23 protein-coding genes are annotated in these 18727 nt (G+C 75.1%); 9 read left to right on the plus strand and 14 right to left on the minus strand.

Annotated elements, in window-relative coordinates; all coding sequences use genetic code 11:
* The first annotated feature begins 66 nt into the window (after window positions 1–66).
* On the plus strand, window positions 67–1440 hold the full coding sequence (locus ACPPVO_RS40460; protein WP_426503866.1) for an MFS transporter: 1374 nt from the start codon (window positions 67–69) through the stop codon (window positions 1438–1440).
* A gap of 21 nt (window positions 1441–1461) precedes the next feature.
* Here the strand turns inward: ACPPVO_RS40460 and ACPPVO_RS40465 are convergent, their stop codons facing one another.
* The 3 genes from ACPPVO_RS40465 to ACPPVO_RS40475 are packed head-to-tail and all read right to left on the minus strand — an operon-like array spanning window position 1462 to window position 2910.
* The gene (locus tag ACPPVO_RS40465) at window positions 1462–1650 is read right to left on the minus strand and encodes an antitoxin (protein WP_426503867.1); all 189 of its coding nucleotides are present in this window, start codon (window positions 1648–1650) and stop codon (window positions 1462–1464) included.
* Entirely contained in the window at window positions 1647–2276 is a 630-nt protein-coding gene (locus tag ACPPVO_RS40470) for a pyridoxamine 5'-phosphate oxidase family protein (protein WP_426503868.1), read from the minus strand. Before ACPPVO_RS40470 ends, ACPPVO_RS40465 begins: the two co-directional genes overlap by 4 nt.
* A 10-nt stretch (window positions 2277–2286) precedes the next feature.
* Window positions 2287–2910: a TetR/AcrR family transcriptional regulator gene (locus ACPPVO_RS40475; RefSeq protein WP_426503869.1), complete on the minus strand. Its 624-nt coding sequence runs from the start codon at window positions 2908–2910 to the stop codon at window positions 2287–2289.
* A 76-nt stretch (window positions 2911–2986) separates the two neighbouring features.
* On the opposite strand from ACPPVO_RS40475, the gene ACPPVO_RS40480 reads away from it, so the two are divergent.
* The 4 genes from ACPPVO_RS40480 (at window position 2987) to ACPPVO_RS40495 (ending at window position 6748) form a co-directional block, all read left to right on the plus strand.
* Complete coding sequence (locus ACPPVO_RS40480) at window positions 2987–4084, plus strand: FAD-dependent oxidoreductase (protein ID WP_426503870.1); 1098 nt, start codon at window positions 2987–2989, stop codon at window positions 4082–4084.
* Between the two features lie 100 nt (window positions 4085–4184).
* Window positions 4185–5054 carry an AraC family transcriptional regulator gene (locus ACPPVO_RS40485; RefSeq protein WP_426503872.1) on the plus strand — a complete coding sequence of 290 codons (870 nt, stop codon included), beginning with the start codon at window positions 4185–4187 and terminating at the stop codon, window positions 5052–5054.
* Window positions 5055–5100: 46 nt separating this feature from the next.
* Window positions 5101–5871, plus strand: coding sequence for an alpha/beta fold hydrolase (locus ACPPVO_RS40490; protein WP_426503873.1), 771 nt, complete (start codon window positions 5101–5103; stop codon window positions 5869–5871).
* Window positions 5872–5881: 10 nt separating this feature from the next.
* A complete protein-coding gene (locus tag ACPPVO_RS40495) occupies window positions 5882–6748 on the plus strand; it encodes a helix-turn-helix domain-containing protein (protein WP_426503874.1) in 867 nt (288 codons plus the stop codon).
* Here the strand turns inward: ACPPVO_RS40495 and ACPPVO_RS40500 are convergent.
* Both ACPPVO_RS40500 and ACPPVO_RS40505 read right to left on the minus strand, forming a co-directional pair.
* Window positions 6715–7332, minus strand: a complete 618-nt coding sequence (locus tag ACPPVO_RS40500) for a hypothetical protein (RefSeq protein WP_426503875.1) — start codon at window positions 7330–7332, stop codon at window positions 6715–6717. The two genes, ACPPVO_RS40495 and ACPPVO_RS40500, sit on opposite strands and share 34 nt — an antisense overlap.
* Window positions 7333–7509: 177 nt before the next feature.
* Window positions 7510–8967, minus strand: a complete 1458-nt coding sequence (locus ACPPVO_RS40505; protein ID WP_426503876.1) for an MFS transporter — start codon at window positions 8965–8967, stop codon at window positions 7510–7512.
* Between the two features lie 98 nt (window positions 8968–9065).
* Here ACPPVO_RS40505 and ACPPVO_RS40510 point away from each other — a divergent pair, with 98 nt between their 5' ends.
* Window positions 9066–9692: a TetR/AcrR family transcriptional regulator gene (locus ACPPVO_RS40510; RefSeq protein WP_426503877.1), complete on the plus strand. Its 627-nt coding sequence runs from the start codon at window positions 9066–9068 to the stop codon at window positions 9690–9692.
* Between the two features lie 18 nt (window positions 9693–9710).
* Here the strand turns inward: ACPPVO_RS40510 and ACPPVO_RS40515 are convergent, their stop codons facing one another.
* The gene (locus ACPPVO_RS40515) at window positions 9711–10253 is read right to left on the minus strand and encodes a TetR/AcrR family transcriptional regulator (RefSeq protein ID WP_426503878.1); all 543 of its coding nucleotides are present in this window, start codon (window positions 10251–10253) and stop codon (window positions 9711–9713) included.
* Between the two features lie 76 nt (window positions 10254–10329).
* Between ACPPVO_RS40515 and ACPPVO_RS40520 the strand changes: the two genes are divergently transcribed.
* Window positions 10330–10641, plus strand: a complete 312-nt coding sequence (locus tag ACPPVO_RS40520) for a putative quinol monooxygenase (RefSeq protein ID WP_426503879.1) — start codon at window positions 10330–10332, stop codon at window positions 10639–10641.
* Window position 10642: 1 nt separating this feature from the next.
* Here ACPPVO_RS40520 and ACPPVO_RS40525 read toward each other — a convergent pair whose 3' ends face one another.
* The 6 genes from ACPPVO_RS40525 to ACPPVO_RS40550 all read right to left on the minus strand — a co-directional run bounded on the left by ACPPVO_RS40525 (window position 10643) and on the right by ACPPVO_RS40550 (window position 15284).
* Window positions 10643–11389: a hypothetical protein gene (locus ACPPVO_RS40525; RefSeq protein WP_426503880.1), complete on the minus strand. Its 747-nt coding sequence runs from the start codon at window positions 11387–11389 to the stop codon at window positions 10643–10645.
* A 40-nt stretch (window positions 11390–11429) separates the two neighbouring features.
* Window positions 11430–11924, minus strand: a complete 495-nt coding sequence (locus tag ACPPVO_RS40530) for a sensor histidine kinase (protein ID WP_426503881.1) — start codon at window positions 11922–11924, stop codon at window positions 11430–11432.
* 1011 nt (window positions 11925–12935) lie between these two features.
* Window positions 12936–13748, minus strand: a complete 813-nt coding sequence (locus tag ACPPVO_RS40535) for a chemotaxis protein CheW (RefSeq protein ID WP_426503883.1) — start codon at window positions 13746–13748, stop codon at window positions 12936–12938.
* Entirely contained in the window at window positions 13745–14671 is a 927-nt protein-coding gene (locus ACPPVO_RS40540) for a hypothetical protein (RefSeq protein WP_426503884.1), read from the minus strand. Before ACPPVO_RS40540 ends, ACPPVO_RS40535 begins: the two co-directional genes overlap by 4 nt.
* Window positions 14658–15080: a chemotaxis protein CheW gene (locus tag ACPPVO_RS40545; protein WP_426503885.1), complete on the minus strand. Its 423-nt coding sequence runs from the start codon at window positions 15078–15080 to the stop codon at window positions 14658–14660. Before ACPPVO_RS40545 ends, ACPPVO_RS40540 begins: the two co-directional genes overlap by 14 nt.
* A gap of 66 nt (window positions 15081–15146) precedes the next feature.
* A complete protein-coding gene (locus ACPPVO_RS40550; protein WP_426503886.1) occupies window positions 15147–15284 on the minus strand; it encodes a hypothetical protein in 138 nt (45 codons plus the stop codon).
* 188 nt (window positions 15285–15472) lie between these two features.
* Here ACPPVO_RS40550 and ACPPVO_RS40555 point away from each other — a divergent pair, with 188 nt between their 5' ends.
* A complete protein-coding gene (locus ACPPVO_RS40555; protein WP_426503887.1) occupies window positions 15473–15970 on the plus strand; it encodes an NUDIX hydrolase in 498 nt (165 codons plus the stop codon).
* A 164-nt stretch (window positions 15971–16134) separates the two neighbouring features.
* Here the strand turns inward: ACPPVO_RS40555 and ACPPVO_RS40560 are convergent, their stop codons facing one another.
* On the minus strand, window positions 16135–16692 hold the full coding sequence (locus tag ACPPVO_RS40560; protein WP_426503888.1) for a helix-turn-helix domain-containing protein: 558 nt from the start codon (window positions 16690–16692) through the stop codon (window positions 16135–16137).
* A gap of 52 nt (window positions 16693–16744) precedes the next feature.
* On the opposite strand from ACPPVO_RS40560, the gene ACPPVO_RS40565 reads away from it, so the two are divergent.
* Window positions 16745–18130 (plus strand): benzoate/H(+) symporter BenE family transporter, encoded by a 1386-nt coding sequence (locus tag ACPPVO_RS40565; RefSeq protein WP_426503889.1) that lies wholly within the window; start codon window positions 16745–16747, stop codon window positions 18128–18130.
* On the opposite strand, the gene ACPPVO_RS40570 is transcribed toward ACPPVO_RS40565, so the two are convergent.
* On the minus strand, window positions 18123–18653 hold the full coding sequence (locus ACPPVO_RS40570) for a MarR family transcriptional regulator (protein WP_426503890.1): 531 nt from the start codon (window positions 18651–18653) through the stop codon (window positions 18123–18125). The genes ACPPVO_RS40565 and ACPPVO_RS40570 overlap by 8 nt on opposite strands.
* Between the last annotated feature and the right edge of the window lie 74 nt (window positions 18654–18727).

Raw genomic sequence — 18727 nt, forward strand, 5'->3', positions numbered from 1 at the left:
CCGCTGGTACGGGGTACCTAAGCGATCCCGATTCCGCCACGCGTGCCAATCCCTAGCGTCGGGGCCATGACCACGACCGTTATCGCACCGGCGGCCGGGCGCACCGGCGCCAATGTGCTGCCCGCCCTGCTCACCGTGACGTTCCTGACCGCGCTGGACTTCTTCATCGTCAACGTGGCGATGCCGGCGATCCAGCTCGACCTGCGGGCCGGGCCCGCCGCCCTGCAGTGGATGGTGGCCGGGTTCGGCCTGGCCCTCGCGGCCGGGCTCATCACCGGCGGCCGACTCGGGGATCTGTACGGCCGCCGCCGCGTCCTGACCGCCGGGCTCATCGTGTTCACCGCGGCGTCGGTGCTGTGCGGGGTCGCGCCGGTGGCCGGGGCCCTGGTCGCCGGGCGGGTGCTGCAGGGCGCGGGGGCGGCGCTGCTCATGCCGCAGACCCTGGCGATCCTGCGCACCGCGGTCCCGGCGCCGGAGCAGCCGCGGGCGTTCGCGCGCTACGCCCTGACCCTCGGCCTCGGCGCCGTGTTCGGCCAGGTGGTCGGCGGCCTGCTCATCAAGGCGGACCTGTTCGGCCTGGACTGGCGGGCCTGCTTCCTGATCAACCTGCCGGTCGGGATCGCGGCGCTGGTGATGCTGCGCTCGGTGCCGGAGTCGCGCGGGAGCGGCACCCGGCTCGACCTGGCCGGGGCGGCGCTGGTGACGGCGGCGCTGGTGGCGCTGGTCCTGCCGCTCATCCAGGGGCGGGAGCAGGGCTGGCCGGTGTGGACGTGGGTGAGTCTGGGGCTCGCGGCCGTGCTGTTCGCGGCCTTCGTCCGGTTGCAGCGGTACCGTCAGCAGCCGCTCGTCGACCTGCGCATCTTCCGCGGCCGCTCGTTCGGGGCCGGGCTCGTCGCGGTGCAGGCGTTCTGGATGGGGCAGGCCTCGTTCTTCCTGGTGCTGGCGCTGTACCTGCAGACCGGCCGCGGCCTGTCGGCCCTCGAGTCCGGCGCGGTGTTCATGGCGGTCGGCGCCGGGTACCTGCTCACGTCGATGCGGGCGCACCGGATCGCGGCGCGGCTGGGGCGCGCGTCGGTGGCGCTGGGTGCGGTGGTGATGGCGGCCGGGCTGGGCGCGATGGCGCTCGCGGCCGGGGCCGGGCTCGGCTGGCTGCTGCCGGGGCTGGCGCTGGAGGGGCTCGGGATGGGGCTCGCCCTCGCGCCGCTGACGACGTTCGCGCTGTCGGCGGTACCGGCGGAACACACCGGCGCGGCGTCCGGCGTGCTCAGCACCGTCAACCAGACCGGCAACGCGCTCGGCGTGGCGCTCATCGGGATCGTCTTCTACCGCGGCGCCACGATCACCGAGGGCTTCCGGGCGAGCATGGTGGCGCTGGTGGTCCTGGAGCTGGCGCTGGCGCTGCTGGCCAACCTGCTGCCGCGGGCCTCGGCGTCGTCGTAGCGGCCGAGGCCCGGCGCGGGGTCAGGGCTGCCGGTTGGTGTCGCCTTCGCCCGTGTGCTCCTGGGCGAAGTCGACGCCCTTGTCGATGTGGTCGCTGTACTTGTTGCCGGTCTTGTCGTCGACGACGTCACCGATCTTGTCGAGGGCCTGGTCGACCTTCTCGTCGTGCTGGTCGGCGAGGTCCTTGACCTTGTCGAAGAAGCTGCTCATCGCCCCAAGGTACCCAACATCGCGGCCGCGGCCCCGAAGTAGTCGCCGCCCTTGCGCCGCACGTCGTCGGTGCCCCAGGCGCGCTCCTCGGCGGTGACCTTGCGCAGCCGCGGGATGTGCTTGGCGCAGTGGATGTACGCCTCCTCGACGAACACGTTCACCCAGCGCTCCGGCCGCCGCCCCGGCACCTGGTCGGCGGGCAGCTGCGGGTGGTCGCGGCGCATCTCGACGTCGGAGGCGACGGTGGCGTGGCCGTTCACGTGCAGGCCGATCACATCCTTGAAGAAGTCGACGAAGAGCAGGCCGACGTTCGGGTTCTCGACGAGGTTGCCGACACTGGCCATGACGCCGTTGCCGCGGTACTCCGGCCAGGCCAGCCGCCCCGGCGCGAGCACCGACACGAAGCCGGCCGGACCGGCCCGGAACGTGCAGTCGCAGTGCCCGAGGGCGTCCGCGGTCGAGACGAACATCATCTCCTGGCGCCCGACGAACTCCTCCATCTGCTCGTTGAGCGCGGGCAGCACCTGCTGGCGGTAGAAGCGCTCGGCCCGCTCCACCGTCCCCGCCCGCTCCTGTATCAGCCGTTCTCCGGCCGATCCGACACTGAGTCCGTGATCGCCTCCCATCCTGGGAGGGTCACACGTTTGGGGGCTCCATGTGTCGCACATTGTGTGCGATCCATGGACGCAGTGCTACCTCGGTGGCCGTTTCGACGGCCTTCTGTACCGTCTCCGGATCGCGCGGCCCCTCGCCGAGCAGCGCCTGCAGCGCGCCGGCCACGGCCCCGACGAAGGCGCCGACGAGGGCGGCGGCGGTGACGCCGTCCAGCTCCGCCGGGAACGCGGCGGCCAGCCGCTGCGCGATCTCCCGCTGCACGTCGAACTGGGTCTGCATGGCCTTGCCGCGCACCGACGGGATCTCGGCGATGAACCGCAGCCGCAGCGCCGCGAGCCGGCCGGACAAATCGTCGCCGTCCTCGCCGACCAGCGACAGGGCGCGCAGCAGCACCTGCGGGGGCGTGTCGTGCGGCCCACGCCCGTCGATCGCGTCGACCGCGGCCCGCACCCGGGCGTCGGTCTCGGGGAAGAGCAGGTCCTCCTTGCTCGCGAAGTAGCCGAAGAAGGTCCGCGTGCCCACCTCGGCCGCGGCCGCGATGTCGGCGATCGTCGTCTGCTCGTAGCCGTTGCGCTCGAACAGGTCGGTGGCCGCGTCCACCAGGGCCTGCCGGGTCCGTGCTCGCTTCAGCTCCCGCAACGACATGCCGTCCAGCATATCGCATCGAATGTTAGTTGGCACTCATTGCAAATTTGCACTGAGTGCGGATATCGTCGGAGGCATGACGCCTTCGGTTCTCATCTCCGGCGCCGGCGTGGCCGGCTCCACCGCCGCCTACTGGCTCGCCCGGAACGGCTTCCGGGTCACCGTCGTGGAGCGCTCGCGGGGTCAGCGCTCCAGCGGCAACCCGGTCGACGTGCGCGGCCCGGCCCTGCCCGTCGTCCGCGACATGGGCGTGCTGCCCGCCCTGCGCGAGCGCGCCACCCACCCCGACGGCATGCGCGTCCTCGACGCCCGCGGCCGGACCATCGCCCGCCTGCCGATGCAGACCGAGGAGGGGGCCCTGGAGATTCCGCGCGCCGACCTCGCCACGACCCTCTTCGAGGCCGCCCGCGACCGCGCCGAGTTCCGCTTCGACGACTCGGTCACCGCCCTGCGCACCGACGCCGCCGGCGTGGACGTCACCTTCGACCGTGGCGCGCCCGAGCGCTTCGACCTGGTCATCGGGGCCGACGGCCTGCACTCCGCGGTGCGCCGCATCGCGTTCGGGGACGAGACCGAGCTCGTGCGCCACCTCGGCGTGTGGGTGGCGACCCTGCCCCTGGGCGAGCCGGTCGACGACCAGCGGCACACGCTGCTGTACAACGAGCCGGGCCGCCTGGCCTCGATCCACCCGTCCCGCGGCGACGCCCTGGCCGCGTTCATCTTCCGCGGCCCGGCCCGCCCCGGCCTCGACCACCGCGACGCCGACGAGCACCGCCGGATCGTCACCGAGGCCTACGCGGGTGCCGGCTGGCGGGTGCCGGAGCTGCTCGCGAAGCTGCCGGGCGCCGACCTGTACTTCGACAGCGTCAGTCAGGTACACCTGCCAACATGGACGCAGGGGCGCGTCACGCTGGTCGGGGACGCCGCGTCCTGCGTCTCGCTCTTCGGCGACGGCTCGAGCCTCGCCCTGGCCGGCGCCCACATCCTGGCCTCCGCCCTCGCCGCGTCCGGCGGCGACCTCGCCCTGGGCCTGCGCCGCTACGAGGCCGAGCACCGCGTGCGCACCGACGCCAAGGTCCGCGGGGCCGGACGGGCCGCGGCCCTGGTGGTCCCGAAGACGCGCCTCGGCCTGGCCGCGCGCAACATCGGCGCGCGGGCGATGGCCCTGTGCTGAGCGCGCTGCGCGGCGATCCGGGCACATGATCGGATCGGGCCACGGCGGTCGGGCGCGGGCGGGGTGCCTCCGGCCAAGGTTGACGTCGAAAGGGGGCCTCGTGATCTCGGGACTCAACCGGCTCGTCGACCTCGTCGAGGAGCACCTCACCGCGGAGTTCGACGTCGACGGGCTGGCCCGGGCGCTCGGCACGACCGAGTACCACCTGCGCCGGATGTTCTCGTCGCTGGCCGGCATGCCGCTGTCGGAGTACGTGCGCCGGCGCCGCATGACCGTCGCGGCGGCCGCCGTCGTACGGGGTGACGACGACCTGCTGAGCATCGCGGTCCGGCACGGGTACGGCTCGACCGAGGCGTTCGGACGCGCGTTCCGGGCGGTCCACGGCGCCGGACCCGGCGACGTACGCCGCGACGGAGGCCCCCTTCGCACACAGCCGCAGATCAGGTTCCGCCTGACCGTCGAAGGGAGCATCCCCATGGACACCCGCATCGTCGACCGCCCCACATTCCGGCTCGTCGGACACGCGGCCCGGGTTCCGCTGATCCACCGGGGCGTCAACCCGCACATCCAGAGCCTCATCACCGCGCTGCCGCCGGAGGAGCACGTCCGGCTGAAGGCCCTGAGCGACACCGAGCCGGCGGGCCTGCTGCAGGTGAGCGACGGCGTCGACCCCGACGGCACCGAGGGCAGCCCACTCACCTACCTGCACGGGGTCGCCGTCTCGGGGGCCACCCCGGCCCCCCACGACCTGCACGCCATCGACGTACCGGCCGGCCGGTGGGCGGTCTTCCGCACCGCCGGGCCCCACCCGCAGGCCCTGCAGGAGACCTGGGCCGCGACCGCGACCGAGTGGTTCCCCTCCAACCCGTGGCGCCTGCGGCCGGGCCCCTCGATCGTCGCGATCCTGGACCGCGCGGACGACTTCAGCACCGCGACCTGTGAGCTGTGGCTGCCCGTCGAGCCGGCGTGACATTTGTCCAAGACCGCCACGGCGCCGGGCGGTCATCCTCGGCGGCATGATGCATGTGGTGCAGGACGGTCCGCGCTCGGCGCCGCCGCTGCTGCTGATCCACGGGTCGGGGGCGTCGGGGTCCACCTGGGCCCCGGTGGTCCCGGCCCTGGCCGCGCGCCACCACGTGGTGCGCGTCGACCTGCCCGGCTGCGGCCGGTCCGGGCCCGCGCCGTCCTTCGACGTACCCGCGCAGGCCGACCGGGTCGCCGCGGTCCTCGACGACCTCGGCCTGCGCGACGTGGCCGTGGCCGGGCACTCCAGCGGCGGGTACGCCGCCACCGCCCTCGCCGAGCGCCGCCCCGACCTCGTGCGGTCGCTGACCCTCGTCAGCACCGGCCCGGCCCTCGACGCGCTGCGACCCGAGCCGCTCATCCTGCGGCTGCTGCTCGCCCCGCCGTTCGGCCCGCTGCTCTGGCCGGTGCGCACCGACGCCATGCTGCGCCGCGGCATCGCCGCCACGATGGCCCTTCCGGCCGCCATCCCCGACGAGGCCGTCGCCGACGTGCGGGCCACCCGGTACCGCGCGTTCCGGGCGGTGCTGTCGAACAACCGGGCGTACCTTCAGGAGCGGGACGTCCCCGCGCGCCTGGCCGGGCTGGGCAAGCCGGTGCGGGTCCTCTTCGGCGCCGCGGACCCGCGCTGGGACCCGGCGTCGGCCCGGCGCTACGAGGCCGTGCCCGGCGCCCGGATCGAGCTGCTGCCGGGCGTCGGCCACGTCCCGATGCTGGAGGCGCCGGAGCTCACGAGCGAGCACCTGCTGGCCGGCACGGCCTAGACTCGTGTCCGTGCCACCCGACTGGTCCACGGTGGCCATCGCGGTTCCGCACCCCGCCCTCCGGCGGCCCGGCGTGGCGATGGCCGGCTTCCGGCAGCGCCGCCCGGCGACGTGGGACATCGCGATGGTCGCCCACCCGTCGGTCACCGTCCTGCTCAACCTGGCCGCCGACGACGACGGTCTGGTGTGCGGCGCGGGCACCAGCCGCCGCTGCGGCAGCGTCGTGGCCGGCCTGCTCCCCGGCGACCTGCGCGCGACCGGCCGGGTCGTGGACTGCCTGCAGATCCGCCTCGACCCGGTCGCGTCCGCCGCGGCCTTCGGCGGGCCGGACCTGACCGGGGTACTCGTGTCGCTGGACGAGCTCTGGGGCCGCGACGCGACCCGGCTCGAGGACCGCCTGCGCGCGGCCTCCGGCTGGGACGAGCGCTTCGCGATCGCCACCGGTTTCCTGGCCCGCCGCCTGGACGCGCCCCCGGTCGACCCGGAGGTCGCCCACACCTGGCGCCGCACGCACGCGGGCCGGGGCCGGGTGAGCGTCGAGGGCCTGGCCGAGGAGGTGGGCTGGAGCCGCAAGCGCCTGTGGTCGCGCTTCCGCGGCCAGCTGGGCATCTCCCCGAAGCGCGCGGCGCGCCTGGTGCGCTTCGACCACGCGGCCCACCTGCTGGCCGCGGGGCGCCCGGCGGCCGAGGTGGCGGCCGAGAGCGGCTACGTCGACCAGTCCCACCTGCACCGCGAGGTACGCGCCTTCGCGGGCCTGACCCCGTCGGCGGTCGCCGCGGCCCCGTGGCTGGCCATCGACGACACCGCCTGGCCGGCGTCGGTCATCCGAGGTGAACGACGTCCTCACACGCCGGCGACCGACGGCGGCAGCCCGTAGATGCCGGTCGTGGTCACGGCGGCATCGTCGATCGTGTTGGGGTCGATGCTCCAGCGGCCGGCCATCGCCATCACCCCGGACTCGGACGGCGTCGTGGCGAACCAGGCGCCCCACTCCTCCTCCGACCAGTGTTCCCGCCCGGGTTCCGGACCGCGCGTGCCGATACCCAGCTCGACCTCGTCCGCGGTCGGGTCACCGTGGAACAGCGGCACCTCGCCGCGCTCGCCGATGAAGCAGTACGCGCGCAGCAGCTCACCGTCGAGGGCCCGCGCCCAGGCGTGGTAGTCCGGGACCCGCTCGTTGGCGAAGAACTGCACCTCGCCCAGGTCGCGGCTGAGGTCCCGGAGCCAGCCGGAAAAGGGCGGCTCAGTCGCGTCGAACCCGGGCGGCAGATGCATCCGGCCGTGGGCGAGGGTCCAGCCCGGCACCGGCGCGGCCACGTACACACCGTGCCGGTAGGCCCGGTCGGTGCCGGCGGCCCAGTCGAGGACGTCGCGCTCGCGCAGTGCGAGCGCGTCGGCCACCTCGTCGGGGGTCCGGCCCCGGACGGCCAGCCATGACGTCTTGTAACTGAACCCGGCCATGCCGGCCATGATTTCAGAGCCCCTGTTCACTGCCGCCCGGCGCGTACCGTTCGCGCCAGGCGCGCGATCGTGACGGTGAGGACGGCGGCCCCGGCCAGGGCCATGCCGGCCCATCCCACGGCGCTGCCCGCACCTGGGGGACGGAATGCCTGGTCCGGCGCCCACGCCCTGTAGGTCCTATCGGCGGACGGGCACGTCCAGGCCGGCCGCGCCCAGTACGTCGTCGGCCTCCACCTCCGGCACCGTCAGCTCGACCGGCCGCGCCCGGGGCAGGGCCAGGCCCACCACCGCGGCCGCGAGCGCTGCCAGCACCGCGCCGACCACGAAGACCGTCACGAACTGCCCCTCCCGCGGCAGCGGCACCGGCCCCGGGATCGGGTTGCGCGTCATCATCGTGACCACGAAGGCGGTGCCCAGCGACATGCCGACCGAGCGCGCGATCGAGTTCACGCTGTTCGCGATCCCGGTCTCGGCGGGCTCGACGTGGGCGATGAGCAGTGCCGGCAGGGCCGCGTACCCGAAGGTGACCGCCGTGTTGACGACCATGGCCCCCACGATGACCTCCCAGGTCGCCGAGTGCAGCACCGCGAGCATCGCGAACCCGGCCCCGGCCAGGACCGCGGCGGTCACCAGCGTCGCCTTCGCCCCGAACCGGGCGACCAGCCGGCCGCCGAGCGGGGCGGTGATCACGCCGCCGGCCGTGCCCGGTAGCAGGTAGACCAGGCTGGCGGCCAGTACCGAGGCGCCGAAGCCGTAGCCGGCGAGCTCGTGCGGGGTCTGGACCAGCGCGGAGACGGCCAGGAAGACGGCGAACATCGAGAAGCCCAGGAACAGGCCGGCCGCGTTGGCCACGACGATCGGGCGGTACCTGAGCATCCGCGGGCTCACCAGCGGGTGCGTGGCCCGGCGCTCGAACAGGACGAACACGACCAGCACGACGACCGCGCCGGCCAGCGAGCCCAGTACCCGGGCCGAGCCCCAGCCCCAGCCGTTGCCCTCCTCCAGCGGCAGGATCAGCAGCACCAGCCCGAGGCCGAGCAGGGCGGCGCCGGTCCAGTCGAGGCGGCCGCTCGCCGCGCCCGTGCGGTGGGGCAGGCGCCAGACGCCGGCCAGGCCGATCGCGGTCAGGGCGGTGGCCAGCCAGAACAGCTCGTGGTAGTTGCCGCCGTTGCGCATCAGCAGGCCGGTGACCACGAGGCCGAAGCCGGCGCCGACCGAGAGCATGCCGCTGACCAGGGCCATCGCGCCGGTCAGGCGGTGCGGGGGCAGTTCCTCCCGGAGCACGCCGATGGCCAGCGGGAAGAGGCCGAAGCTGGCGGCCTGGGCGACCCGGCCGACCAGCAGCAGCGGGAGGCTGGAGGTGGTGGCGGCAAGGACCGAGCCCAGCAGTACCACGACCAGCACCCCGAGCATCACGGGGCGGCGGCCGTACAGGTCGCCGAGCCGGCCGAGCATCGGCGTGAACACCGCGGCGGCGAGCAGGTTGGCGGTCACCACCCAGCTGGCCGCGCTGGTCGAGACGCCCAGGTCGGCGCGGATGTCGGCGACGACCGGGACGACCAGGGTCTGCAGCGCCGACACGAGCAGCACCACGTAGCAGGCGACGGGCAGTGCCAGGCGCGTTTTGAAGGTCACGTACCCGAACGTAGACGCGTAGCCGAGGATTCTCAACACCATGTCGAAAATAACCGTCGCGATGTCGGTTACACCCGATGGACTGTAAAGTCGACGCCGTGCCAGCCATCAAGAGCCGCCGCGCCCCCACGAAGGGCGACCAGCGGGAGCAGGCCCTGATCGACGCCGCGCGGGACGTCTTCCGGAGCAAGTCGATCAGTCAGGTCACGATCGACGATCTGGCCGGGGCGGCCGGCATCGCGCGCTCCGGCTTCTACTTCTACTTCGAGTCCAAGCAGGCGCTGCTCGCCGCGCTCGTCGACCAGCGGCTCGCCGAGGCCGACCTGGAGATGGCCGAGTGGCTCGCCTCCGACGGGCTCGACCGGGGCGCGCTGCGCCGCGGGCTGGCCGCGGGGCTGGCCCGGTGGAAGGTCGACGGGCGCTGGCTGCGCGAGGCGTTCATCACGCCCGACCCGGGGCCCGAGGTGATGCACGTGCGCGACCGCCTGGTCGACGAGGGCTGCACGCTGTTCAGCACGCGCATCGAGCGCGACGCGCGGGCCGGCCGGACGGTGGGCGGGCCGCCCGACCTGATCGCCAAGATGGCCGTCAACCTGCGCAGCATCACGTTCGCCGACGTCTACGCCAATCCGGGCGCCTACGACGAGGACGAGCTGCTCGACACGCTCACCGACGCGATACTGCGCCTGGTGTACGGCCCCACGCCCGGCACCACCAAGCACTGACGGCGGCCAGGACCCGCGTTACGTGCGCGTTCCGTCCAGGAACACCGCGATGACGGCCGCGGAGGCCTCCTCGGGGCCCATCCGCCCGCCGGCGGTCATCTCGAGGGCTGCCTTGACGAGGCCGCTGAACAGCCCGGTCAGCAGCTCCGGGCCGAGGTCGGCCCGCAGCGAGCCGTCGGCGATGCCCCGCCGGAAGAGGGCGCGCACCGGCTCCGTCAGCCGGGTCTCGGCGTCGGGGTGGTCATCGGTACGTCGATGACCGACCAGCGCGGTGTACTTGCTGCCGACGGCGATGAACCCGCGCGCCAGGCGGGCGACGGCCTGCTCGACGGGGATGCCCTGGAGATCCGCGTCGGCTATGCGCGCCGCCAGCTCCTCGATGCTTGTCGCGGCCATGGCCTGCAGCAACGCCTCGCGGTTGGGAAAGTAGCGGTAGAGCGTGGCGCGGCTGACCCCGGCGGCGCTCGCGATCTCGTTCATGCTGGCGGCGCCGCCCGGTCCGGCCATGATCGCGGCGGCGCTGTCGATGATCGCGGCGGCGGTGTGGTCCCGCAGGCTCATGGTCGAATCCTACCGGGCGGTTGACAGTACACTCTCTTCTTAAGACACTGATGTCTCATTACGAGACGGAGATGTCATGCCGGACCGATTCAGCGTCTACGGGCGGATGACCGCCCGGCCGGGCGAGCGGGAGGTGCTCATCGAGCGTTTCCGCGACGTGCTGCGCCTCGGCATTCCCGGTCTCGAGTGGTGCAGCGTCAACGCGGCCCTCGACGACCCCGACACGATCTGGGTCATGCAGATCTGGACGGACAAGGCCACCCATGACACGGGGACCCGCTCCGACCCCGTCGTGGCCGCCACCGGCCGCGTGATGTCGCTGCTGGCCGGGCCGCCGGAAGGCTCATACGGCCAGGTCGCGTACCTGCATGGGGTCAGTACCGCATAGCTCAGTCGAACTCGCGGGACACGATGTGCACGCGGCCCGTGGCGTGGTCGGGGCGCACGGTGTCCAGGCCCAGCCGGTCCAGCTCGGCCGCCTGATCCGCCTCGTCCGGCTCGAGCACGCGCAGCGCGAGGCCCGGGGACTCCGGGCCCAGCGGAACGTCCTGCGCGAGTACCGCCTCCAGCAGTTGCTGCGCCGCCGGCCGCGCGCCCTCGTCGACCGCCATCTGGACCATGAGGTGTTCGTTGCCGGACTCGGTCCACCGCGCGTACGCGATCCACACGGTCCGCACCGCCGGGTACGCCAGGATCCGCGCCGCGAACGCGCCGCGCAGGGCCACGGCGACCGGGTGCGTCGACCACGTCAGGCGCAGCGTCTGCTCGCCCTGAGTGCGCAGTCCCCGCCCGCGCAGGGTCGCGGCGACGAGGGGCAGCGGGACCTTCGCCCACTGCTCGGCGGCGAACACGGCGAGGGTCTCGACGCCCGTGTGCCCGGAGATGTCGAGCAGCCGCAGCGCGTCGCAGAACACGGAGCCGGCCGTAGCGGGCAGCCACCGCTCGCAGACGGCCTCGCTGGTGTAGCCGGGCAGCACCGGGCCGGTGTCGTCGACGCCGATGAAGACCACCGAGCCCTGGTCGTCGATCGGCACGTAGACGCCGCCGTCGACCAGGGCGGCGAGGAGGGCGTCGGCCTCGTCGGCGGGCCGGCCGCGCCCGAGGACGGCGGCAAGGGCGTCATTGGGGCCGGGCACCGGCGGAGCGTAACGCACCGGCGGCGGCGCGCGCGGCCCGTCAGGTGGTCAGGGTGAAGGAGAACGTCGCGCCGCGGCCGGGTTCGCTCTCGGCCCACACGCGGCCGCCGTGGCGGTCGATGATGCGCTGTACCGTCGTCAGCCCGATCCCCGTCCCCGGGAACTCCGAGACGTCGTGCAGCCGGGCGAACGGGCGGAACAGCTCCTCCGCCCGGTCCGACGGGAAGCCCGCGCCGTTGTCGCGGACGAAGTACACCGTTCCGTCGCAGCCGATGTCGATCGCCGGCTCCAGGATGCGCGACGTGAACTTCCAGGCGTTGCCCACCAGGTTGGCGTAGACCGCGCGCACGAGGTCCGCGTCGCAGGCGGCCGTCATCTGCTCGGCGATCGAGACGCGGACGGTGCGGGCCGGGTCGCGCTGGCGGAGCTCGTCCACCACGTCCAGGGCGAGGGCCGACAGGTCGACCGGGTGGTGCTGGATCTGGCCCCGGTTCGCGCGCGCCAGCTGCAGCAGCGACTCGATCAGCGCGTTCATGCGGGTCGCCGCGCCGTGGATGCGGGTCAGGTGCCTGGCCGCCTCGTCGGTGGCGTCCTCGGCCAGCAGCTCGCTGTAGCTGCACGATCAGGTCGACCTGCCGGCGGATCGCGGCGATGGAGGCCCGGGCCTCCTCGATCGTGGAGTCGCCGGAGCCGGCCGCGGTCGCGGTCTCGTCGGCGATCTTCGCCACCCGCTGGGCGCCGTCGGCGATCTGCCGGGAGGTGATGAGCAGCTCCTCGATCGTCGTGGTGATCTCGCTCATCGCGGTGGCCTGCTCGCGGGCGCCGGTGGCCTGCTGCCCGGCCGAGGCCTCCAGCTCCGCCGAGGAGCTGCGGATGTGCCCGGCGGTACCGGCCACCTGGCGCCGCAGCGCGCGGGCGAGCAGCAGGCCGCTGATCACGCCGAAGACGACGGAGAGCAGGGCGAGGCCGATGACGACGCCGATGGCGGTCCCGGCGCGGGACGAGGCGATGTCCTGGTGGCTGCGCAGGTCCTGGTTCAGCCGGTCGGTGAGGGAGCTGAGCTGGCGGTCGAGGCTGTCGCGCAGCGGTACCACGCTGTCCTCGAACGTGGCGCTGATCTCGGCCGGGTCCGCGCCCGGCTCGGTCCGGCGGCTCATGACGGTCTGCAGCGCGTCCTGGTGGCGCTGCTCGCCGGCCACGGCCTGGTCGAGCAGGTCGCGCTCCTCGCCGGTGCCCAGCACCTCGCGGACCTGCGCGGCCGCGGCGGAGAACTGGCTCCGCGCGGCGGTGATCTGCTGGGTGTACCGCTGGTCGCCGGTCAGCAGGAACGCCCGCCCCGCGCTGCTCTTGGCCTCGACCGCGACCCGCAGCTCCTGCGCGGCGGCGAGGCCCCTGACCCCGACGTCGATGACCTGGTCCTTGCCCGCCACCACCGTGTTCAGCGCCCACACCGTCACCGCGCCGGTGATCAGGGTCAGCGCCGCCGTGACCGCGAAGCCCACCGCGAGGCGCTGCCCGAAGGTCCACTGCCGTGCCATGTCCCGCACTATCGCTCCTCGGCCCGGTCCCGCGGCCCGGTCACGGCGTCGACGGCGGCCCGGACCGCGGCACGTACCGCTGGCACGTCGACGATGGGGCGGGCGCCGTCGGGCAGCGGCACGATCCCGCGCAGGCAGCCGTGCGGGCCGTGCCCGTCGGCCTCCTCGACGAGCTCGTCGCTGGGGACGCGCAGGTGGCCGTCGAGCCCGGCGAACGCCAGTGCGACGGCGGGCAGCCCGGCCGCGAGCACGAGCCAGCGCGGGCCGTCCTCGCCGTCCGGGCGTGCCGATGGTGTACCGCCGGTGCCCAGCACGGCCGCCAGGTCGTACACGGGAACGATCGCCCCGCGGAAGCCCGCGACGCCCAGCAGCGCGCCGAGCGGGCCGGGCAGGCGGGTCACCGGGCGGTCCGGGAACAGCCCGGCGGCCTGGGTCAGCCGCAGCGCGTACCGCACCCCGCCCGCCCGGATCGCCAGGAGGTCGTCGTGGCCGGCGACGGCGTTGCGGGGCGGGTCGGCGAACGAGCGGTCGAACTCCGCGCGCAGCTCGGTGAGCCGGCGCTCCAGTCGCCCCGGCTCCGGCCCGGCCCGGGCCGGCCGCGCCGGCGTCTCCGTCTCCGTCTCCGCGAGCCCGGCCGGCCGCACCGCCGCCTCCGTCTCCGCGAGCCCGGCCGGCCGCACCGCCGCCTCCGTCTCCGCGAGCCCGGCCGGCCGCACCGCCGCCTCCGTCTCCGCGAGCCCGGCCGGCCGCACCGCCGCCTCCGTCTCCGTCACCGTCTCCGCGAGCCCGGCCGGCCGCACCGCCGCCTCCGCCGCGATCACGAGACGGCCGCCAGCTCGGCGCGGCCCAGGGCGATCAGGGCGCTGCGGCCGAAGCCGCCGCCGAACAGCGCGACCCGCTCGTCGGTCTCGGCCCGCAGCAGGTGTACCGCCAGATCGAGCTCCTCCTCCGCGGTGCGCCGGTCGCCGAGGCGCCGGGCGAGCAGCCCGAGCCGCAGCCGGGGCATCGCGAAGGGCGGGTCGAGCTGGGCGGCGATGCGGTGATGGCGCTGGGCCTCGTCGTGGCGCTCGTCGCCCTCGTGGCAGTCGGCGAGCAGCTGGTGCGCGTCGGCGTAGAGGGCGTCGCGCTCCAGCAGCCGCCCGCACAGCTGCGCGGCCCGCCCGGTGTCGCCGCGCGCGGCCAGCAGGCAGCCGCGCAGCAGCCACGTCTCGGGCCGGTCGGCCTCGGCCCCGGTGACGGCGTCCAGCAGTGCGAGCGCCTCGCCGAAGCGCTCCCGGCCCAGCAGGTGCAGGGCCTGCTCGCGCAGGCGCGGGCGGGCGGGCGGGACCGGCTCCGGCGCCCGGCGCGGCGTGGCCAGGCGCTCGTAGTAGAACGTGCCGTGGGTGTGGTGCACGGTCAGGCCCTCGGGGCGCGGGCCGAGCGTGTCGGTGTGGCCCAGGAAGAGGTACCCGCCCGGCGCCAGGCTCCGCGTGATGCGCTCCACGACCGTGCGGGCCGCGTCGATGTTGCGGAAGAAGTACGTCTCGTTGACGGTGAGGGCCTCGGCGAGCGCGGCGAGCTCGGCGCTCCAGGCTGTGGTGAGGCGGTCGAGGTACCCGCGGTCGGTGAGCCCGTGCTGCGTGGCCCGCTGCTGCAGGATCTCGCCGAGCAGCGGCTCCTTCTTGTCGTCGAAGGCCATCCCGAGGCGCTCGGCGAGCAGGGCGCGCAGCCGGCCCACGGGGCTGCCCGGCTCACGCGGCGGCACGGTGGACCTGCCCGCGCGCGTGCACCATGACCGTCTCGGGGCTGAGGTACAGCAGCGGCCGGCCGTCCAGCACCCCGACCGCCTCGACCAGCGCCCCGGCGACCGGGGCGGCCTGCGCGGCCGAGCGGAGGACGGCGCGCACGCCGAGCACCGGCCCGGTGGCGAACGCGACGGTGCCGGCGGGCGTCTCCACGGTGACGAACCGGCTCGGTACGGCGCCCGGGTCGCCGAGCAGCGTCGCGGTGTCCACCACCGGCACCGCGGCCCCGCGCACGACGGCCACGCCCAGCAGGGCCCCGCCCCCGCCGGCGACGGGCTGCACCGGCAGCGGCCGCACGGTCTCGACGACCGCGGCGAGCGGCAGCGCACACAGCAGCCGGCCGACGCCGAAGATGAGCTGATCCTGCATCCGGTTCACCCCTTGATCACCCGCGCTGGGCACCGGATATGACGGGGAACGCGGCAAATGTTCGTTTTACGGCAATGGGGCGGCCGCAGGCGCCGGCCGCCGCCGGCCCGGCGCCACGAGGGTCGCCACCTGCACCGCGAGGGTCACGGCGAGCGCGAGGGCGAACGCCGCGTACGTGCCCATGGGCTCGACCAGCGGCGCCACCAGCAGGCAGAAGACGGTGAAGCGCCGGGCACGCCGCGCAGCATGCGCACGGCGCCCGCGGGGCCGTCGTGGGCGAGCGCGAACGCGGCCCCGACGCTGGTCGCGATCGGGAACGGCGCGAGCACCCCCGGTCGCGGCGGGCGCGATGGCCGCGGCGGCGCCGGTGACGGGACCGGTAGGGTCTCGGCGTGGAGATCGAGGAGCCCCGGCACCGGCCGGCCGCGCGGGTGGTGTGCCTGGATGCGGCTCAGCGGGTACTGCTGCTGCATTGGAAGGACCCCGGCGACGGCTCGTGGCTGTGGGAGCCGCCCGGCGGGGGGATCGACCCCGGCGAGTCGCCGCTCGACGCGGCCCGGCGGGAGCTCGGCGAGGAGACCGGGCTCGACAGCGGTGCGGTGCTGGACCGCTGCGTCGACGTCGAGCGGGACCTCTGGTGGAACGGGCGCCACATGGTCGGCCCCGAGCAGTTCTTCCTCGCGCGCTTCGCCGCCGAGCGGCCGGAGCTGGTGCGCACGGGGCTGCTGCCGGAGGAGGAGGCGACCCTGCACGACCACGTGTGGGCCGACCCGGCCGGCCTGGCCGCGCTGCCCGACCGGCTCGAGCCGCCGGCGCTGGCCGCGGTGATCGCGGCGCTGACCGAGCCCGACGGCCCCGGCCCGTGGTCCCGGCCCGGCACCGCGACCTGACCCCGGCCCCGGCACGGCGACCTGACCCCGGCCCCGGCACGGCGGCCTGATCCCGGCCGGCACGGCGGCCTGACCCCGGCCCCGGCACGGCGGCCTGATCCCGGCCGGCACGGCGAGCCGACCCCGGCCCGGCGACCTGCCCCCGGCCGGCACGGCGGCCGGAGTCAGCGGGGCGACCTGATCAGCAGGTTGGCCACGACCTCGTCCGGGCCGCCGGCCTGGTAGATGTGCGGCACGTCGGCCGGGAAGGTCACGTGCTCGCCCGGCCCGGCGGCCAGCGGCGCGTCCTCGGGCCCGGCGCGCAGCACCCCGCCGTACACCGTGATGTGCTCGGTCACCCCGCGCGCGTGCGCCGGCGAGTGCTGCGCCACGCCCGGTCGCACCCGCATCCAGAACAGCTCGAAGGTCGCCCCGGGCTCGTCGAAGACCTCGAGCAGCGTCGCGGTGACGGCCGCACCGCGGACGTCCACCGCCGCGGCCGGCGGATCACCGGGCTTCAGGACAAGAGCCGTCAGCGGTACCTCCAGAGCCCCCGCCACGGCGTAGAGCGTCTCCAGGGTCGGGTTGCGCGTGCCGTGCTCCAGCCCGGAAAGCGTGGCCTTGCCGATGCCGGCCGCCCGCGCCAGCGCCGACAGCGAGTAGCCGCGCGCCTCCCGCATCCGCCGCAGCCGCTCGCCCACGGCCGCGTCGGCCGTCGGGCGGCTTGATCCCCGCGCGCTCATGTGGCTATTGTTGCGTTCCGTTTACGGAACGATCGGCGAAGGGCCCGAACTGATGCGCCAGTGGCTTCCTACCGTGCTCGCCGGGCTGGTGAGCGCGCTCGTCGGGTACGCGAGCTCGTTCACCGTCGTGCTCGCCGGGCTGCGGGCCGTGGGGGCGAGCCCGGCCCAGGCCGCCTCGGGGCTGCTCGCCGTGTGCGTGGCGATCGGGGTCACGGCGATCGTGCTCGGGGTCCGGTACCGGATGCCGATCGCCATCGCCTGGTCGACCCCGGGCGCGGCCCTGCTCGCGGCGACCGGCCCGGTGCCGGGCGGCTTCCCGGCGGCCGTCGGCGCGTTCCTGGTCAGCGCCGCGCTCATGGTCCTCGCCGGCCTGGTGCCCGGGCTGGCCCGAGCGATCGCCGCCATCCCGCGCCCGATCGCCGGCGCCATGCTCGCCGGGGTGATCCTGAGCCTGTGCCTGGCCCCGGTGCGGGCGATGGCCGACCTGCCGCTGCTGGCCACCCCGATCGTGCTGACCTGGGCGGTCCTCTTCCGCTTCGCCCGGCCGTGGGCGGTGCCGGGCGCCCTGCTCGCGGCCGTCGTGGCGATCGCCGTGCACGGCCCCGGCGGCTCCCTGGCCGGCGCCGAGCTGCGCCCCGCCCCGATCCTGACCGCTCCCACGCTCAACCTCTCCGTGGTCGTGAGCCTGGCGATCCCGCTGTTCCTGGTGACCATGGCCGCCCAGAACGTCCCCGGCATGGCGGTCCTGGCCACGTACGGCTACGCCCCGCCCCTGCGCCCGCTGCTCGTCGCCACCGGTGCGGCCAGCGCGCTCGCGGCCCCCTTCGGCGGCCACGCAATCAACCTGGCCGCGATCACCGCCGCCCTCACCGCCGGCCCCGACACCCACCCGGACCCGCGCCGCCGCTGGATCGCGACCGTCGCGCTGGGCAGCGGCCAGCTCGCCCTCGGCCTGGGCGCGTCGCTGGCCACGGCGTTCGTGCTGCTGTCGCCGCCGATCCTGGTCGTGGCGGTGGCGGGGCTGGCGCTGCTGCCGGCGCTGGGCTCGTCGCTGGCCTCGGCGGTGACCGAGGCGGAGGGGCGCGAGGCCGCGGTCGTCACGTTCGTGGTGACCGCGTCGGGCACCACGATCCTCGGCATCGGCCCGGCCTTCTGGGGCCTGCTCGCCGGCGGCCTGACGGCCCTGCTGCTGCACCGGCGGAACAAGCCGGAGCCGGAGCCCACTGCCGAGCCGGGGCCGGAGCCGGCCGGCGGCCCGGAGCCGGAGCCCGCCGCCCAGCCGGAGCCGGAGCCGGCCGGCGGCCCGGAGCCGGAGCCCGCCGCCCAGCCGGAGCCGGAGCCGGCCGGCGGCCCGGAGCCGGAGCCCACTGACGAGCCGGAGCCGGAGCCTGCCGGCGGCCCGGAGCCGGCGGTCGGCACGGGTGCGAAGGTCAGTTGAGCACGCCCGGCGCGAGGCGGTTCGTGTGCATGAGCTGCGCGCCGTCCACCGGGTCGGCCGAGACCTCCCACCGGCGCCACCACTCCTCGTCGGGCAGCTCGCCCGAGGCGCGCACGATGGCCTGCAGCAGGGCCAGGTCGCGCGGCGTCGGCGCGAGGCCCGCGGAGCGCACGATCGCCTCCAGCTCGCGGCGGCGGGCCCGCATCACCATGCCCACGACGTCGCGCCCCTGCGGGGTCAGGCCCAGCCAGATCGAGCGGCGGTCGTTGTGCCGGTGGAAGCGGTGCACCAGCGCCTTGCGTACCAGCCGGTCGCACATGCGCGTCAGGGTCGACGGGGCCACGCCGAGCTCGCGGGCCAGCTCCGCGCTGCGCTGGGGCCCGGAGCCGGCCAGTACGACCAGCGCACGGTACTGCGGCAGCGTCACATCGGCCCCCAGCGCCGCGAGGTTGCGCGCGGCGAGCGCGACCATGCCGCGGCTCACCGCCAGCAGCGCCTCGACGAGCGGGTCGGTCGTTGTCACGGCGCAATCGTTGCACGAGCAGCGGCCGCACGCGGACCCTTGCCCCGGGCCGGTGGATTCCGGCCCGGCACGTG

The organism is Dactylosporangium sp. McL0621 (genome assembly GCF_049995355.1).
Taxonomy (GTDB): domain Bacteria; phylum Actinomycetota; class Actinomycetes; order Mycobacteriales; family Micromonosporaceae; genus Dactylosporangium.

Coding starts and splice junctions, on each gene's coding strand:
- ACPPVO_RS40465 (WP_426503867.1), bottom strand. CDS start 1,650: ATGAGCAGCTTCTTCGACAAGGTCAAGGACCTCGCCGACCAGCACGAC.
- ACPPVO_RS40530 (WP_426503881.1), bottom strand. CDS start 11,924: ATGAACGCGCTGATCGAGTCGCTGCTGCAGCTGGCGCGCGCGAACCGG.
- ACPPVO_RS40490 (WP_426503873.1), top strand. CDS start 5,101: ATGATGCATGTGGTGCAGGACGGTCCGCGCTCGGCGCCGCCGCTGCTG.
- ACPPVO_RS40460 (WP_426503866.1), top strand. CDS start 67: ATGACCACGACCGTTATCGCACCGGCGGCCGGGCGCACCGGCGCCAAT.
- ACPPVO_RS40565 (WP_426503889.1), top strand. CDS start 16,745: ATGCGCCAGTGGCTTCCTACCGTGCTCGCCGGGCTGGTGAGCGCGCTC.
- ACPPVO_RS40480 (WP_426503870.1), top strand. CDS start 2,987: ATGACGCCTTCGGTTCTCATCTCCGGCGCCGGCGTGGCCGGCTCCACC.
- ACPPVO_RS40515 (WP_426503878.1), bottom strand. CDS start 10,253: ATGAGCCTGCGGGACCACACCGCCGCCGCGATCATCGACAGCGCCGCC.
- ACPPVO_RS40470 (WP_426503868.1), bottom strand. CDS start 2,276: ATGGGAGGCGATCACGGACTCAGTGTCGGATCGGCCGGAGAACGGCTG.
- ACPPVO_RS40500 (WP_426503875.1), bottom strand. CDS start 7,332: ATGGCCGGGTTCAGTTACAAGACGTCATGGCTGGCCGTCCGGGGCCGG.
- ACPPVO_RS40560 (WP_426503888.1), bottom strand. CDS start 16,692: ATGAGCGCGCGGGGATCAAGCCGCCCGACGGCCGACGCGGCCGTGGGC.
- ACPPVO_RS40545 (WP_426503885.1), bottom strand. CDS start 15,080: ATGCAGGATCAGCTCATCTTCGGCGTCGGCCGGCTGCTGTGTGCGCTG.
- ACPPVO_RS40520 (WP_426503879.1), top strand. CDS start 10,330: ATGCCGGACCGATTCAGCGTCTACGGGCGGATGACCGCCCGGCCGGGC.
- ACPPVO_RS40475 (WP_426503869.1), bottom strand. CDS start 2,910: ATGTCGTTGCGGGAGCTGAAGCGAGCACGGACCCGGCAGGCCCTGGTG.